The sequence below is a fragment of the Microbacterium sp. W4I4 genome, assembly GCF_030816235.1.
Classification (GTDB): domain Bacteria; phylum Actinomycetota; class Actinomycetes; order Actinomycetales; family Microbacteriaceae; genus Microbacterium.
Map to the genome: position 1 here is coordinate 1784473 of NZ_JAUSXT010000001.1, position 15667 is coordinate 1800139.

17 protein-coding genes are annotated in these 15667 nt (G+C 64.4%); 7 read left to right on the forward strand and 10 right to left on the reverse strand.

The features are described from left to right. Window positions 1-3: 3 nt before the first annotated feature. From QF046_RS08475 to QF046_RS08500, 6 genes are all read right to left on the reverse strand, one after another. Complete coding sequence (locus QF046_RS08475; RefSeq protein ID WP_307368429.1) at window positions 4-1215, reverse strand: hypothetical protein; 1212 nt, start codon at window positions 1213-1215, stop codon at window positions 4-6. Window positions 1216-1219: 4 nt separating this feature from the next. Beyond that, window positions 1220-1480 (reverse strand): hypothetical protein, encoded by a 261-nt coding sequence (locus QF046_RS08480; RefSeq protein WP_307368431.1) that lies wholly within the window; start codon window positions 1478-1480, stop codon window positions 1220-1222. Further along, window positions 1480-4398 (reverse strand): AAA family ATPase, encoded by a 2919-nt coding sequence (locus QF046_RS08485; RefSeq protein WP_307368434.1) that lies wholly within the window; start codon window positions 4396-4398, stop codon window positions 1480-1482. Before QF046_RS08485 ends, QF046_RS08480 begins: the two co-directional genes overlap by 1 nt. A gap of 671 nt (window positions 4399-5069) precedes the next feature. Next, window positions 5070-5600, reverse strand: coding sequence for a hypothetical protein (locus QF046_RS08490; protein ID WP_307368437.1), 531 nt, complete (start codon window positions 5598-5600; stop codon window positions 5070-5072). Between the two features lie 3 nt (window positions 5601-5603). Then, on the reverse strand, window positions 5604-6170 hold the full coding sequence (locus tag QF046_RS08495) for an ImmA/IrrE family metallo-endopeptidase (protein WP_307368441.1): 567 nt from the start codon (window positions 6168-6170) through the stop codon (window positions 5604-5606). Between the two features lie 4 nt (window positions 6171-6174). Further along, window positions 6175-6537 carry a helix-turn-helix domain-containing protein gene (locus QF046_RS08500; RefSeq protein WP_307368443.1) on the reverse strand — a complete coding sequence of 121 codons (363 nt, stop codon included), beginning with the start codon at window positions 6535-6537 and terminating at the stop codon, window positions 6175-6177. Window positions 6538-6631: 94 nt separating this feature from the next. Between QF046_RS08500 and QF046_RS08505 the strand changes: the two genes are divergently transcribed. The 3 genes from QF046_RS08505 to QF046_RS08515 are packed head-to-tail and all read left to right on the forward strand — an operon-like array spanning window position 6632 to window position 8479. After that, window positions 6632-6916, forward strand: a complete 285-nt coding sequence (locus QF046_RS08505; protein ID WP_307368446.1) for a multiubiquitin domain-containing protein — start codon at window positions 6632-6634, stop codon at window positions 6914-6916. Then, a complete protein-coding gene (locus QF046_RS08510; protein ID WP_307368448.1) occupies window positions 6891-8069 on the forward strand; it encodes a ThiF family adenylyltransferase in 1179 nt (392 codons plus the stop codon). The genes QF046_RS08505 and QF046_RS08510 overlap by 26 nt, the downstream gene beginning before the upstream one ends. After that, on the forward strand, window positions 8066-8479 hold the full coding sequence (locus QF046_RS08515) for a DUF6527 family protein (protein WP_307368451.1): 414 nt from the start codon (window positions 8066-8068) through the stop codon (window positions 8477-8479). Before QF046_RS08510 ends, QF046_RS08515 begins: the two co-directional genes overlap by 4 nt. Before the next feature lie 100 nt (window positions 8480-8579). Here QF046_RS08515 and QF046_RS08520 read toward each other — a convergent pair whose 3' ends face one another. Then, window positions 8580-9521, reverse strand: a complete 942-nt coding sequence (locus QF046_RS08520) for a hypothetical protein (RefSeq protein ID WP_307368454.1) — start codon at window positions 9519-9521, stop codon at window positions 8580-8582. 132 nt (window positions 9522-9653) lie between these two features. On the opposite strand from QF046_RS08520, the gene QF046_RS08525 reads away from it, so the two are divergent. Together QF046_RS08525 and QF046_RS08530 are read left to right on the forward strand one after the other, a co-directional pair. Continuing rightward, window positions 9654-9794, forward strand: a complete 141-nt coding sequence (locus QF046_RS08525) for a hypothetical protein (protein ID WP_307368457.1) — start codon at window positions 9654-9656, stop codon at window positions 9792-9794. Window positions 9795-9893: 99 nt separating this feature from the next. Next, on the forward strand, window positions 9894-10856 hold the full coding sequence (locus tag QF046_RS08530; RefSeq protein ID WP_307368460.1) for a hypothetical protein: 963 nt from the start codon (window positions 9894-9896) through the stop codon (window positions 10854-10856). A gap of 115 nt (window positions 10857-10971) precedes the next feature. On the opposite strand, the gene QF046_RS08535 is transcribed toward QF046_RS08530, so the two are convergent. The 3 genes from QF046_RS08535 to QF046_RS08545 are packed head-to-tail and all read right to left on the reverse strand — an operon-like array spanning window position 10972 to window position 14187. Continuing rightward, window positions 10972-11988: a hypothetical protein gene (locus QF046_RS08535; protein ID WP_307368463.1), complete on the reverse strand. Its 1017-nt coding sequence runs from the start codon at window positions 11986-11988 to the stop codon at window positions 10972-10974. Further along, window positions 11981-13627: a class I SAM-dependent DNA methyltransferase gene (locus QF046_RS08540; protein WP_307368466.1), complete on the reverse strand. Its 1647-nt coding sequence runs from the start codon at window positions 13625-13627 to the stop codon at window positions 11981-11983. Before QF046_RS08540 ends, QF046_RS08535 begins: the two co-directional genes overlap by 8 nt. Then, on the reverse strand, window positions 13624-14187 hold the full coding sequence (locus QF046_RS08545) for a type IV toxin-antitoxin system AbiEi family antitoxin domain-containing protein (protein ID WP_307368469.1): 564 nt from the start codon (window positions 14185-14187) through the stop codon (window positions 13624-13626). Before QF046_RS08545 ends, QF046_RS08540 begins: the two co-directional genes overlap by 4 nt. Window positions 14188-14313: 126 nt before the next feature. Here QF046_RS08545 and QF046_RS08550 point away from each other — a divergent pair, with 126 nt between their 5' ends. Together QF046_RS08550 and QF046_RS08555 are read left to right on the forward strand one after the other, a co-directional pair. Beyond that, a complete protein-coding gene (locus QF046_RS08550; RefSeq protein ID WP_307368472.1) occupies window positions 14314-14565 on the forward strand; it encodes a hypothetical protein in 252 nt (83 codons plus the stop codon). Window positions 14566-14575: 10 nt separating this feature from the next. After that, a complete protein-coding gene (locus tag QF046_RS08555) occupies window positions 14576-15556 on the forward strand; it encodes a zeta toxin family protein (protein WP_307368475.1) in 981 nt (326 codons plus the stop codon). The last annotated feature ends 111 nt before the right edge of the window (window positions 15557-15667 follow it).

Sequence of the window (15667 nt, forward strand, 5' to 3'; positions counted from 1 at the left end):
CTCTCACCCCAAGCCCCTCGTTGTTCCGGAACCGGTGCCGGGCACCTGATGTGGAGCTGCTGGGTCGAACCTCGGGTCTCCTCGATGAATGATGTCCTCGGCGCGCCGGATCGTGCGGTTGCGCATCGCCTTCAAGCGCTGGTCGACGATGGATGCAACCTCGTCGTCCACACGAGCGTCCAGTTCCTCTTCGAGTTCGTACGACGGCAGACCCCGCACCACTCGCGCGATGGAGTCCAGCCGGATCTCTTCCCGGAGTCGCGCCTCGTGCCGTTCGCGGTGGTGTTCGAGGATCTGGGGGCGCTCGGCACGGATCTTCTCGACGAGCGCCTCGTGAGTCTCCTTCAGCGCTTGCAGGTCCCTGGCGCGACGCCACCGTCGAACGACGGCGGGTATGTCCTCTTCGGGCCTTGTCGAATCCCGCTCAATCGAAGTCGAACCGGTGGGCCTCGACTGTTCTCTGAGGATCACTCGCCTGCGCACGGCGACCACTTTGGGGATGGTGAGCGCGTCCGTGTCGCTCCCCTCTGCGGCGATCCGACCCCGCGTCGCGACATCCCGACGCCGTGCGAAGTACTCCCCTGCTGCGGCGTCATGTGCGCGGCGTTCCTCCGCGTAGATCCGGTGGAACCGGATCGGTGGTAGGCCGAGCTTCTTGAGTCGGCGTTGAAGCCGTGCCGTTTCGCGGCCTCGCGCGCGTTGCTCCTCAAGATGCTTCTCGTACCACCGCTTGTGCTGGTCAGGATCCTTCTTGCGACGTTCCTCCGCAGCCAGGCGCTGTTTGGCTCGGAGCTCCTCGGCGTTCTTGTCGCGGTAGCGCTGCGCGCTTTCGCGACTGGACTGGCGTGCACGTTCGGGATGGCGTTCCTTGTATCGCCGCTGATACTCCCGAATCTTGTCCGGATGCGCCTCCCGGAACGCGCGTGACTTCTCCCGGGCGGCGTCCGGATTCTGTTCACGCCGTTCCTTCTGGTGCGCGTTCTTCTTCAGTCGCTGCCGGCGACGTTGGGCCTGCCGTTTCTCGGACTCGCGGTTCAGCTGGCGGGACCGCTCACGGTTGCGTTCGCGCCAGGCCCGATGCGCGGCCGCGAGCTCCTCGTGGTGCGCCTCACGGTAGCGTCGGCGGCCTTCCGCTGCGGCTTCTGGGTGCGCTTTTCTCCAGTCTTGTTGAGGACGCGCGCCGGTCGGCTCGTCGTCCTCGCCCGTCGGGCACATGCGCTCACTCCGCCTGCTCGGCGGCCGCGACGGTGCCGTACACGAACGAGGTCAGTGTCTCCCTGTGACCGGTGGGATCCACCACGGTGCGCCCGATCAGATCCCGAAGCTCAGAACTCACGTCCTCCGCCGCGAGCCCATCGAGACACCAGTCGATGTCCTCACTGAGTTGGTACTCCGGGGAGTCGGCGGGCAGCGCCCGGTAGTACATGATCGCGATCGTCCCGACCCGCTGAAGAAGCGCGTCTGCATCGTCGAGTTTCATTAGATTCCTCCTTGTATGGATACTGGTGCCGCAGCAACCAGCTCTGGGTGTGGTCTAGGTTCGCGGTCATCGTTGACGTAGCGTGCGAGGTCCCGCGCCTCGAGCGCCTCCGCCCTGGCGAGGCACTCTTGCAGTCGAGCGCGGGTCGCGCGGTCGAGGACGGCTCGCGCGTCGGCATCCACCGGCAGCAATCTTCCGTGCTTCCGCGCCGCGGCTCCGGCGTCACCCGCATCCGCCTGAAGGAGTGCCGTCCGCGCCGCGTGCACCCATTGGTCGAACTCGGTCGGGTCTTCGGGTGGTTCGTCGCGTGCGGAGCGGTGCAGGTCGCGGCGGGCGGCGCTGATGGCATCCGCGATGTCGGGTTCGGGCAGGCCTCGCATCATCTCGCCGGCGAGTTCCTCTCGGGCCTCGACATCCGTGCGCGCAATGACGACGACTTCGTTGTGTCGGCGCCCACGCGTCAGTCCGACGTAGAGGCCCGAGGCGTCGACGTCAGGCCCGACGAGGGAGGTGTCGGTGGTCTCGCCTTGGATGCCATGCACGGTCGTGGCGTAAGCGAGGTGCACGTAGTCTGCCGCGTACTCGAGCGAGACGACCCGGGTGTCCGCGGCGTCGTCGATCCGCTGCAGCTCGAGGACGGCTGGGCCGATGTGCGCGACTTGCCAGATCGCACGGTTCTCCACCCCGGCATCCCGATCGTTGCGCCGCGTCTGCACAACGTCACCCTCCAGAATCCTCTGCTCCCCCGCACCGACCGCGATCCGGTGCGTGCTGAGCTGGGCCCGGGAGACGCGCTCTTGCTGGATGGCTTCGTTGATGTACGACGCTTCCTCGTTCGTGGCGGTGACGATCGCCACCGTCCGGCCGTGCTCGTGATGCTGGAAGTAGCCGCGGACGAGCGCGGCGCGCGCAGCCTCCAGGTCATCGACGCGCTTCACATGATGCTGCTGTTGCAGTGCTGCTGCGGTCTCGATCGCGTCGAAGAGGGTGTCCGGGGAGCGCAGGCGCAGGGTGAGGGCGGCGTAGTCGGGGTCTTCGAAGCGATGCATCCCGCTCAGCACCACGTCCTTGCCCGCGCGGCGCTGTGCCAGAGCCATCGCGCCGGCATGCCCGACCGGGCTCGCCTGCAGGGGGTCACCGACCAGGGCGATACCGGCGCCAGTTTCGATCGCCAGCTGGGTCAGGGCATCGGCGGCATTGAGGTCCAGCATCCCCGCCTCGTCCACGACGATCCGCGCCCGCGCATCCAACGGGTATCGTCGAGGCCCCCGGTAGATCACACCGGTTGCGGGGTCCGTCTGCCCAGGGCGCAACCGCCACCACAGGTCAGCGCCCGCGTCGTCTGTGCCCCAATTCCAGCCATGGTCCGCAAGCAGGGCATGAACGCTCGTCCCTGATGCGCCGATCTCACGGCTCGCGACCGCGGCCGCCTTCCTCGTCGGCGCAACGATCAACAGCCGCCGCCCCTGCACCTCCAGCGTCGCTCGCGCGACCCGCAACATCGTCGTCTTACCCGTACCAGCAGGCCCCGTGACGGTCACGAGTCGATCCACATCCGCGACCGCACCCGCAGCCGCCTGCTGCGACGCATCCAACCCACCCGCCGCCACGATCCGGGCAGCATCACCCGAGGCGCGCCGCGGGGCGGGCTGCTGGTCGTTGCTCAGGATGCTGAGCCGGGCGCCGAGATCAGACTTCAGCCGCGCGAACGCGTGCGTCACGAGCGCCTTCACATGCTCCGGCTTCTCGAGATCGTCCGGGATCAAGTCTCGGGTATGTACGAGAGCCCTCGCGGTGACGTCATCGATGAGGTGCTGCAACTCGTCGCGTCCGGCGACGAGACCTGCGGATGCCACTGCCCGGGCGGCACCGGCGCGGACGTCCAGCACACTGAAGCGACCATTGCTCGCCCGCGACCGATCATCCGCATCCACCACAGCACACCGCGCAAGCAAATCATGATCGAGCACACCCTCGGGGGAAGCAGGGCCGGCGACGGGTGAGCGTGGTACGAGCACGTTGGGGTCCAGGCGGAGGAGTTCCTGTCTCGTGAGCTCGGTCCACTCGTCCTCGTCCACCTCGCGTGGCTTGCCTGGGCGGCCCGTCGCCCACGCCCGCCGATCTATCATCTGCACCACATCCGGACTCGGAACCTGGCCCGGATGATCGGCTCTCCATTGCTCGAGGAGAACAGCCCGGTTCGCTTCGATCTGGTTCGAGCGTCGGGAGACAGCGCGGACCAGATGCGCGAGCTGCATGATCTCGCCATCCGCGTTCAGCATGTATCCGTGCGCGGCAAGCGCCGCGATCCACTCCGGGTCCGTCCGGGCCGCGAGCTCCCCCTCAGCGTTGACGAGATTCTGCACGCGCATCGCGACGCGCGAGTCCACATTCGACCACTTGCCGTCCACTCCGCGCACCCGCACGTTCAGCCAAAGGTGTCGATGGATATGAGGATCCAGCGCGCGTGAGCGGCGATGCTGCAGCTCCACCACCTCGATGCGTGCGAGACGTTCACGGATCCGCCCGCCGGCCCCGCGCCGGGCGTTCAGCTCGCGCTGCCACGTGGCGATGATCCGATCCCGAAGGCTATCCTGCAGCGCCTCGAAAGCGGTCGCGAGTTCCGGATGCAAGAGCGCGGCGATGCTGAAGGACTTCGACGCGTTGATCGTGCTGTCCAGAATCAGATCCGAAGCCGGCGACGCAAGGTCGCGCCCGCGCAGCTCCCCCGTCTCCGGATCACGACCATCAACCCAGTTCGTAAGCTGCTCCGCATCCAACTCATCGACGACGATCCTCCCGGACTCGATACTGAACCGCGTGACCGTCGCGCCCCCGACCTGGCTGTACGCACCCAAGGCATCGACGCCGGCCGCCCGCAGATGCGAGTCACAGGACCCGCGAAACGCGTAGGCCATCGCCTGCCGGACCCCCTGTGAGCCCGCGCCCCGCTTCCAACGTTCGAGTCCACCTCGCACGCCATCAGGCTACGCCGAGTTTGCCTATCACGCCAGAGTATTCACAGAAAGTGCCTGCGTGCATTGCACCTCTCGCTATGTCTCGTCAGTGGGCGCTTCCGGGTGTCGCTTCCGGGTGTCGCTTCCGGGTGTCGCTTCCGGGTGTCGCTTCCGGGTGTCGTTTCAGCGCGCTCCTCGGCGCTCGCAAGACGTGCGTTCAACGCGCACGAGTGCGGGCAGGGTATTCGTGCGGCGGGGCACGGTCGACATGATGCTCGATCTGAAGGAACTGAAGCCGTGCATTCAGGGACTGCTCTACGTTCTCCCGGACCGGGGCACGGGCTCGATGGATTGCGCCGCCACTATCGTTTCGAGCGTGGAGTCGAACTCGAACGCCGTGAGTGCCGCACGACCGACGCTTCTCATACTGTCTGCGACCATGGTCGACGCTGCCTCACCGTCGGAGAGGGCGCTCAAGAGCATCACCTGCCGGGCGAAGCCTTCGGCGAAGCTCAGACAGGGAGCCAGAGACACGCGCTCGTCTACCGGGTTGCGCGCGCTACGGCGCGGATTGGTCACCACGAGGTTGGGAACGCGCGAGCGCGACGGGCATACCGCGGTGCGCCGTACGCCTACTGTTCCCGTGCCGCTCGACGGACGATTCCGCTCGGCCGACGTACTGCGGACCGGTCCCGGGGGTCGGAGCGTTCTTGAATGCGCGCGGCAAGTCGATCTATCGCCGCCGGCACCGTCCACCAGATCACAGCGGTGACGACCGGCATGACGTAGGCGGCGGCGAGGAGGCACATCGCTGAATCAGTCCACGGACTCGAGAGCGGGGCCTGGCGTTTAATGCTCACGAGAGCGCCAGCGAGGACTCCAGCGGTGAGCCAAAGGCAGACGTTCCACGCAGTGGTTCGGGTGACTGACGCTCGCCTGGCGAACCAGAGGACGAACGAGGCGGTCGCTCCCGCGGCAAGCCAGAATGCGGAGTACGGGCCGACGAGCCACGCGACCACCTCCTGGACCCGGTCCATGCCCCAGGCGCCTGACGGCAATTGATCGATGAGCGGTTGCCCAAACGTCTTCATGAGAGCCGCCGAGATGATCGTGACGGCGAAGGTGGTGACCCCGCCGACAACAACGCGAAAGAGCATCCTCATGTTTCACGCTGCTCGTCGGCTACGCTCGCGCGCGGCACGCTTGCGCGCCCCCGTCGCGTTCAGGCGGAAGGTGACCATGGCCGCGCTGACCCCGAAGTGAACTGCTGCCCCTTCGACCGTCCAGCGGCCTCGGGCGATAGCGAGCGCGGCGGGCTCCGGGATGAGGAGGCAGCCGGAGAGCCACCCGGCCTCGTCCTCGAAGTCCTGGTTCCAGATGCGGCATCCGGCGGCGTCGAGCGCGGGCGTGGGCGGGTGGGCGAGGAGACCGTGGCTGAGCTCGTGTCCGATGTTGCTGCTCTGACGCGCCGGCGTGTGCCCGTCGTTGTGGACGATAAGCCGACGGCGCCCGGCAAAGACGGTCATCGCAGAGAAGACCTCCGGTTCACCGTCGATGAGGTACTCGACCTCGGGCGCGGCAGCTGCAAACCCCGAGAGCGCGATCACCGGAATGTCGAGCGACTCGGCCAGCACGATCGGGTCGAGTCGTGCGGTGAGGCTCAGACCGAGTTCGGCGCGCGCGTCCGCGGCGATGATGTTCGCCCAGGTCTTGAAGCCGCGTTGAAATGCCATGGTGCTACTCGCTATCGCTTCGGAGTCTCTCGTAGGTGACCTTGATCAGACCGTCCAACGCTGTCGCCGCCTCCGGCGATAGGTTGCGGTCGGAGCGGAGGTAGGTGGAGATCTTCGCGAGCGAATCTGGCTCCCGAACAGCGTCGTCGGCACCCCGAACGAAGTCGTCGACCGCGAGGCCCGACCATGCGGCGAGTGCTGCCAGCCCATCGACATCAGGGCGTTTCCCCTGCGCCATGCGCGTCAAGGTGGACGCGCTCACGCCCGACGCGGCGGCCACCTGCTTCCAGTTCAAGCGGCGGCTCTGGCGCTGCGCATCAAGAGCCTCGTAGAAGCCCTCGGCGTCGAACGAACCAACCTTGTCCATGTCATCCCTTCAAAATTGCGATACTGCAATCTATAGTCTAATGTGGGTTTCGCATTAGCAATCAGACACCTCAAGTCTAACGGAAGGAGCGAGGATGTCACCCGAAGACAAGCCCAGCAAGCCGGAGAAGCCGGACAACCCCAGCCGCTACGAGATCATCGTGAACGGCCAGGTCCAGGAGGTCCCGTCGGCGACGGTCACCTTCGAGCAGATCGTGGCGCTCGCGTTCCCAGAGCATTCCAGCAACACCGACCTCACGTTCGTGATCACGTACCGCAAGGCCCACTCCCCCAAGGAAGGCAGCCTCGCCGAGGGCGGTTCGGTCGAGGTCAAGCCCCGCGGAACGATCTTCAATGTCACCTTCACCCGTCGCTCGTAGTAGCGATCTGCAGCGGCTGCGCGCCGAGGGTTACGAGATCGAAATCCGTGACAACCACCTTCTCGTGCACCACGTGCCGTACGTCACCCCCACCCGGGAGATGGCGTACGGCACGCTGATCTCGACGCTGCACCTCAACGACGACCAGACGCTGGCGCCGGACACGCATGTGGTCTCGTTCATCGGCGAGCGGCCGTCCCGCGTCGACGGCTCCGAGGTTTCGAACCTGCTGCATCAGAAGGGGCCCATCCAGCTCACCGCGACAATCACCGCAGACTTCTCGTTCTCGAACAAGCCGGACGCCGGGTTCGCCGACTACTACGAGAAGATGACCTCGTACGCGAGCATCCTGTTGGGCTATGCACTCCAGCTGGACCCGACAGCGACACCGAAGACCTACGTCGTGCACGGGGACGACGATCCCGACTCGGTGTTCCTGTACGCCGACTCCGCGTCATCGCGCGCGGGGATCTCGGCCATCAACGACAAGCTGCGCCTCGGCAAGATCGCGATCGTCGGCGTCGGCGGCACCGGCTCCTACATCCTCGACTTCACCGCGAAGACCCCGGTGCGCGAGATCCACCTCTTCGACGGCGACCGTTTCCTGCAGCACAACGCCTTCCGTGCCCCCGGGGCCGCGAGGCAGAGCGACTTCGCCAGCATGCCGTTCAAGGTCGACCACTTCGCTCAGATCTACTCGGCGATGCGCCGCGGCATCCACCCGCACCCGTACGACATCGACACGCAGACGGTCGCCGAGCTCGACGACATGGACTTCGTCTTCCTGGCTGCCGAGGGCGGTCCAACGAAACAGCTGATCATCGAGCGATTGCAGGCGACCGGCATCCCGTTCGTCGACGTCGGAATGGGTTTAAGGCCTCATGACGGCCGGCTCCACGGCATCCTCGCCGTCACAACGGGAACGGACAGCAAGGCCGACCACGTCCCCGGACGCATCGACTTCTCTGAGACTGACGAGGCCGACGACTACGACCTCAACATTCAGATCGTCGATCTCAACGCGCTCAATGCCGCCCTCGCCGTCATCAAGTGGAAGAAGCTGTTCGACTTTTACGCCGACCTCGAGAACGAGCACTACGCTGCGTTCACGATCGACGGCAACCACCTGCTGAACGAGGACCAGGCCGAATGACCCGCCAAGAAGAGATTGAGTTCCTGTTCGTCGACTACATTCCGAATGAGCTCGAGGAAGGCATCCTCTACATCGCGGCCGAGTTCGGCGCCGTCGTCCACCTCTGCTTCGACGGGTGCGGTGAGCGGGTCTCCACACCCCTTCACCCGGGACAATGGACACTCACTTTCGACGGCACCACCGTGAGCCTCAGTCCGTCAGTCGGGAACTGGGGGCTGCCGTGCCGGTCGCACTACATCATCCGTCGCAACCGCGTCGTATGGGCTGCCGACTGGTCCACCGAGGCCGTCGTGAGGTCTGCCGCGAGCGACCGTCAAGCGGTGGACCGGCCCGCGATCCCGCGCGCCACCAACCGCCGCTCTCTCATCCAGATCCTGAAGCTAGTCTTCTCGGGCCGCGGAAGCCGCTGACGGGACGATTGACGAAACGCCTTTCTTGGCGCACGAACAGCCCCGTCTATATTCATCTGGTTCATAGGACCGTTCCCCGGGCTAGGAAGCCTCGACTTCGTCAGGAGGGGGTTGAGGTCCACATGGGGTGGTGAAGATCGAACAGAACATGGCTCATCGTCTGCACGCTGATTCCGTTCGATGCTCCCAGGCGGAGTGCCTCGGTCAGCTCGTCGCTGTCAAAGATGTGAATGTGCGCCTGGTTACCCTCACCCGTGCGCCTCTGCTTCCCACACGCCCACAGAGAACGAATCGCGACCGACATGTGTGCCGTCATCATGACGGCACACGAGTAACTGATCCAAACGACGGTCTTGGTCCACCGTGGTTCCCCGTCGAATTGCTGGGGCTCGATCACGGTGAGCGATGGGCCGGACTGCGAGATGACGGCGCCGTCATCGACTTTGACTCCGCGTTCGCCAGGCAAGATCGCCAGGCCGTGCTTGCCCGCGTTATACAGGTCAGCTCCATCGAGAACCGTGTCACACGCAAACTGAAAAAGTGAGCGCACTCCTTCCCGATGCCGCGTCCAGCCCCCCTTCTTGCTCCATGAGACTGAGGCTTCGACCTTCTTCCGGTCCCCGCTCCAACTGACCACCGTCAGCAGATCACGGATCACGCTGTCCGAACCGAGACCATCGCGGAGCGTGCGGACCTCGCGAGTAAACACTCCGGGCGAACGCATGTTGGTCATCTCAGCCCAGGGGCAGGCTGCGTCGTTCGCGTGCGCGAAGTAGAGCCGCAAGAGAGTCTCCGCGGCCTGATGGAGGATGAGCGTGCTCTCAAGTGCCACGAACTGGACGCGCTTGGAACCTGATGGGGCAGCGTCGCGTGAGAGTGAGAGATCGTCCGCTTCGTATCGCGCTTCAGTCGATTCGTCGCCCAGAAAGCGGGCCAGCATCCATAAACGATGGTCGATTACTTCGGCGGGGTCGGCGGCGTAAAACTCTCGGTTCAGTGAGTCGAACTCGTGAGGGTCTATCGGCGCGGGGCTCTCTCTCATGAGCTGAGGGTAACCACGGGCTCCGACCCTGGAGTCCCGGCGCTCCGCCGCTCAGCCCGCACGTAACGCGCCCTCAAACGCGCGATGCACGAACATCGATCGATGACGCCCCACCGCCCCTAGGCTGGCAGCATGCGCGACTCGCAAGCCGACCCGATGGCCTGCCCGACCTGCGGCGACAAGTTGGCGTTCGGAATTCTTGATGACGAGAAGTTCCTCGTCGCCTGGTCGTGCCCGACCTGCGGCGTTATCCGCACCACGGAACCTGCATAGGACGACTCGCACGGCATCCGCCGCTACCGCGCATTGAACGCATAGGGATCGGGACGCCCCCGGGCGCGGTCCGCGGCGGCAAGACTCTACGATCGTCACGTGGGCACGTTGAAGCATGCATGGCATTACACGACGGCGGCGGCGCTAGTCCAGATCGTTACGCGGCACCGACTGTGGGCGACCTCCGCCGCGTATCTGAATGACAGCGCCGAGATTCGAGCGGGGCGACTCGCGCTGCAGGAAGCTGTCAAGTCCCGTAAGCCTCCCCTTGAGAGCTGGCAGCTAGAGCAACTTGGAACGTTGGGGGTGATGAGGTCGGGTGACCCGCATGATCTGTTCTTGCTGTGCGCCTCGAAGCAAGGCAACTCGCTCACTCTCTGGCGTAGCTACGGAGCAGGAAGTGAGGCCGAGTACTCAATCGACTTCGATCCTGCGGTCTCGCTGTTGCCCGTGCAACAGCGAGACGACCCCCACCACCCCGCACCCGAACCGCCAGGCTGGGGGTCAGATGCGATCGACTACACCGATGAAGGTGTGGAGTTCCGGTCCTACGATCCCGATGAAGCCTACGCCTACGCGAGCGACTGGTCTGCGGTTGAGTACCTCCGCCCAAGCAACACAGCCGCGGAGAAGGAACTCGACGAGGTGCTGAAGGAACTGCGCAAACCCCCAGAGGGCAAGCGAGTCATGCCGTTCCTCCTCGATTACCTTGCAGGCCCAGAACCGACTGCCACATTCAAGCACCCCGGATTCGCAGACGAACGAGAGGTACGAACCTCGTGGACGGTCCAACCGTGGTGGCGCTTCGTGCTGTACCGTGCCAGCCGATTCGGCGTGACTCCGTACATCGAGGTTGGTAGGCCAAGAAACGACGCGAGCGCCCGAAATAACACCAGGCACAACTTCATTCATCCACGCGACTTGGATCGCCTGCCAATCCGCGCGATCCGGATCGGACCGACACGAAAGGCCGTGGAGGCAGAGCGGAGCCTCCGCGCGCTGCTAGACGCGAACGGCTACGGGGATGTCACGATTAAGCGGAGCTCCACGCCGTATCGCTGATCTCAACGAGTCCGCTGACGGCACACAGTTGCTCCCTCAACGGGCACTGCCCGCAGGGGGATCCGATTCGCGCGACTAACGACGAGCACCACTAGCCCCTCGACCACCACGCTGCTCAGAGCTTAGATCGCGGAGTGGATTCCACGAACGGACGCCCGGCACGGATTCGTGCCTCTCGATGGAGTGTGATCGGGGTGATGTCGAGCACGTGCTCAACCATCGTGTTCAGGAACCGCGCCGGATCGAGGGCGGGCGGCGCAAGATCGCGGCGCACCCGAACCACTGGCAAGGTTGCCAAGGCGGAATCCACCTCGATCTGCGACACATCTAGTGCTGCCACGTCATCGTCGACTGGACCGGACACCGGGAGTGCTGGCGAATCATTATCGTCAGTGTCCGTTAGCTCGCCACCGTACTCGAGCACGAGAAGGCAAACGCCATCGTAGGCGTCATCTTCGCGCCCTAGCTTCTCAAGCAGGTCAGCAATCCAGCGGGCGGTTGCGGGCTCCGTGTCAAATGCAGTTGATCGAAGCCCAAACACGAACCCGAGCGCTGCGAGCGGGTGACGTCCACGCAGGTTCTTTGCATCGCCGTAGGACTCCTCCACTCGGTTTGCCGCGTTCTTACCGAACGAGGAATCCATCCGTTTGGTACTGATGAGGATCTGAGGTCCAGTGTCCCAGGCACTCATGACGACATCGACCTGCTTGATGTAGTTCTTTCCCAGCACGTTCGCAGAAGCGCCAACAACTCCAGAGGGCGGGTTGCGTCCTTCGAGACGTTCGCGAAGGGGCTTGCTCTCGCGTATGGGTAGTGCGTCAAGGAGCGTACTAATAGAGGTCGGGACGACGCGAGGTGACTGCGCACGCGGCCATACTGCATCGGGGTGGAAGCCCGCGCGGCGAAGCTCATACGCTACCCATACATCTAGGGCGAGCGCGGCTACGCCGGACTGTGTCTTTCCGTCTGGGACTATCTGCAACGCTGCGCCGAGCAGCCGCTCCAGCGTTGTCATGTCCGGAACGTATCCATCATCCTGCCATGGATTCGAGTGCTCACCCCGAGGCGCCGCATCATCGAGAATGGTATCGAACAAGGCCCAGGCCTTACCTTTGGCGGAGTCTTCAGCCACTCTTCCCCCTGGTCATTCGCCGCGCCATCCAGTCCGCGTGATCTGCGCGCACCGCTGCCAACTGATTCGGATCGACGCAATCTACGAGCAGCACCTCGTCAACGAGAGAAGCCGCGTCAAGCAATCGTCGCTGCTTGAGCAAACTGTCCACTTGAGCTTTGATCTCGACCAGATCACCATGCCGAGCGCGAAGGAGGGCTTCAGACGGCACCCACCAACGATCAGCCTCACGTGGCTCGATTTTCAGAATCCCGCCGCCGTAGGATCTACCGGTGAGTTCGCCCGACAAGAGCGTGATCGAGTTCAGCGAAGCGACCGGAAGAACCTCGCGCGCGAGGGCACGCACGTCGCCTCGAAGATACACGCCGTGCACGGAGTTTAGGTGACGGGCGCCAGCAGAGTTCCCCACGAGCCTAGGAGCATCCGCATTCATATACGTCACGAACAAATCGGGCGGTGCGAGCAGCGGTGTCCGATACCAGGGTCGACGCACTCGGCACTTGTAGGCGTCATTGACCCCCGTATGCTCACCTTCCTCGATGTAGCGCTGCGTCGCTTGGGCTGGTGATGCTGACGGCCAGAGCAACCAGGTCGGCTCCCCTGCCTTCCCCAGGGCTCCGAGGCGTGAGCTCGTGAGGTCTAGTCGCCGAAGATGAGCGCTGCCCGGAGGACTGATTCGAACCAGGTCGCGTCGCGGGATCTGCAACTGCGCGACCCGCTGTGGGGTGAGCGCGAAGTATCGATTCCCTCCTGTTACCGCTCCAAGCGATGTTTCTCCGAGCGTGATGAGTGGCGTGAAGTGACCTTGCTCAAGCACAGATGCCAGCGCATCCGTGGTCACATCGCGAAGCGGCAATGGTTGCCAACGCGCATCAGTCGTCGTTGGTATCCAAGAAGTTCCGGCGCCAAGTTCGCCCAGAGTGCCCGCGTTCCGCGCTTGCCGAAGCCTTGCTTCGCCTGCTGGACCCTCCCGCCACCCGTCTGCTTTCACGAGCACGGTGTCGGCCTCAGCATCCGGGAACACTTGCTCGTCGAAGACGATCAACTCAACGGAACGGAACTGTTCAAGTAGGAATCGGCGCACCGGTGCCGCGTAGTTGACGGATAGAAGTTCCGCAGGAAGCACCATGGCCAGCCGGCCTCCGCTTCGAAGCTGACCAGCAGCGTGCACCACGAATGCTGCCCAGGAGGATGCGAGACCGGTCAAGGCCACGCCTTGTTGCAGGGCAGCTAGACGCGCGCGATCCCGCTGGGCGCCGGTCCAGTCCTGATATCGGATAAAGGGCGGGTTCCCGATGACGACATCGTATTTGGCTAGAGCAGCAATCTTGAAGAAGTCACTCACCCGGATCACGGCACGTGCGCCGAGCTGACTGATCAAGGCGCGCGCAATGCCAGCACTCGATCCATGGATTTCGACACCATGCACTTCTGGCTCAACCGCACCGAGTTCTTTCAGACGGTCCACCGCAGCAACCAGGAACGCAGCCTCTCCCGTCGACGGCTCGAGCACCCGATCCCCCACATCACGGACAGCCCATGCGGCTAGGTGCTGAGTGATACCTTCTGGCGTGAAAAACGCGCCGCGCCCCTTTCGCAATGACGGCGTGTCGGCGCGGCTCATCGTATTCGGGATCACATCTCCAGACTATGCCGCAACCCTCCGACACCGGAGAACATCGAGACGATGTTGCCAGAGCAAGATCCGGGTTTGCTACGTTGTGCTGCATCGACCAGCACCTCCCACCGGTCGGGTGGCATTCGATGCTGCATGTCCTTCAAAGCCAGTTGGACAGTCGTTGCGGGGATGCCTTCGTAGCGGGTGAGGTCCGTGTCGGGCACATCAGGTCGGTGCTCCAGGTCCATCCACTCTGGCAGAGCACGCCGCACCCGACGTCGCGTACCGACGCGCACTTTTGGCGGGTTGAACTGCCCGAGCCCGAACAGATGCAGCACGGACTCACGATGCAGGAACGCCCCGGCACCGGCGAGAGCGACAGCGATCGTCGGCTCAGTCAACGGCGTCGTCGGCACGTCACGATGCGCGTAGACACCTTGCCCGTACCCCCGGAGTGCGCCGCGGGCTGCGAGCTTGCGTACCTCGACCGCGGGAACGCCCGCATCCTCTGCCTCAGCGATGGTCACCACACCGTTGCGGGATGCGGCGATCTCCCACAGGTCCTGTCGATAGCTCGCCATCACGCCTCCTCGTCAATACCGTACCAAAAACGGTACTCTATTGACAGCCTCGTGACCTGACGGAACAGCTCAGACGACCCAGGTGGTGCGAGTTCGCCGTTGGTAGGCTCGCCTCAAGGAGTCGAGATGTCACAGCAACTCTCGCCATGGCGAGTGAATGATGCGGTGCTTTACGACGCCTTGCGCGATGAGCTCCGTTCAGCCATCGCCAGTGTGATGGCCACTGCCGATGGCTCCGGCGACGAGGTCGTCGCCGTGGTGCGGCAGTCACGGTCCGAGATGTACGGCACGGACGGGTTCGACCGCGACGGGATCGCTTCGCGTCTCGAAGCTGTGCGAGCATCCACTCGAACGGCACCGGAGCGGTCGCGTGGCTGACGATGAATCGGTGGATGCCAGACGGGTGCAGGATGTCATCCTGCGCTCGTTGTTCGATGGTGCCCGTCCGAGCGAGACCCCGACGTTCGTGCTTCTGGCGGGTGCGCCGTCCACCGGCACGGGACGTGTGATCGGGCGGCTGCGTCGCGAGCATGACGGGGATCTCGTCCCGGTCTCGATCGAGGATCTGCAGGCCTTCCACCCGAGGTACTTGGACACGCAGTTCCGGCAGTCTCCTTCGGGTCGGAAGGAGTTGTCGCAGGTCGCGGCGTCGTGGCTGCAGGCCAGCATCAGCCATGCGCGCGCGAACGGGTACTCGTTGCTTCTTGAGGGCGAGTTCCGGACTCCGGGAACGGCGCTGGGCGTGGCGCTACGGTTTGCTGATGCCGGCTATGACGTGCGCGTCGTCACGGTCGCTGCGCGCGAGGATCAAAGCCTGCTCGCGGCGACGTCGCGTGGTCTACGCCGCTTGCAGCAAAGGCAGCCGGCGGAGTTCGTCACCCCTGCGGAGAATGAGCAGAGTATGCGGGACGTGAGCGCTCTGATCGTGGCTGCCGCGGACAGTCCGTTAGTCGGGCGGGTGTCCGTGCTCGATCAGCAGGGTGTGAGCGTTTTCGATGCCGAACGGTCAGAGTCTGGGATGCTGAGCGGAGCATCCGTCGCGCTGAGCACTTCACGGTCAACTGCGATGAGCGCTCTCGAGGCGACGCAGTGGTTGAGCGAGCTTCGCCACATGACGGAATACGCACGGTCCCTGCGAACCGTCCCCACCCCCGCGCTTGACTCCCTGGTCGCGCTGCATCAGATGGCGATCCGTCGCGTCGTGCCCGAACTGCCCGTGCCGCCGGGTTCGGAGGTTGTGAGGATCCAGCAGCAGAAGTTGGCAACAGATCTCGCGGCGCTCAGAGGCATGCAGGTGCACCCAGAGGTCGTCGATGTCGCCGCTCCTACGGTCACTCCCGTGGAGTCGGGGCCTTCGATCTCCCGGTGAGTCGACCGCGCATTCTGGCGCCGTCCGGATAGCTGCCGAGTTGTAGTGGGCGGTGGGCTGGGTAGTGCCGCGTCGTGGAATACCGGACTGAGCGCCAGCGAGGGAGGATAT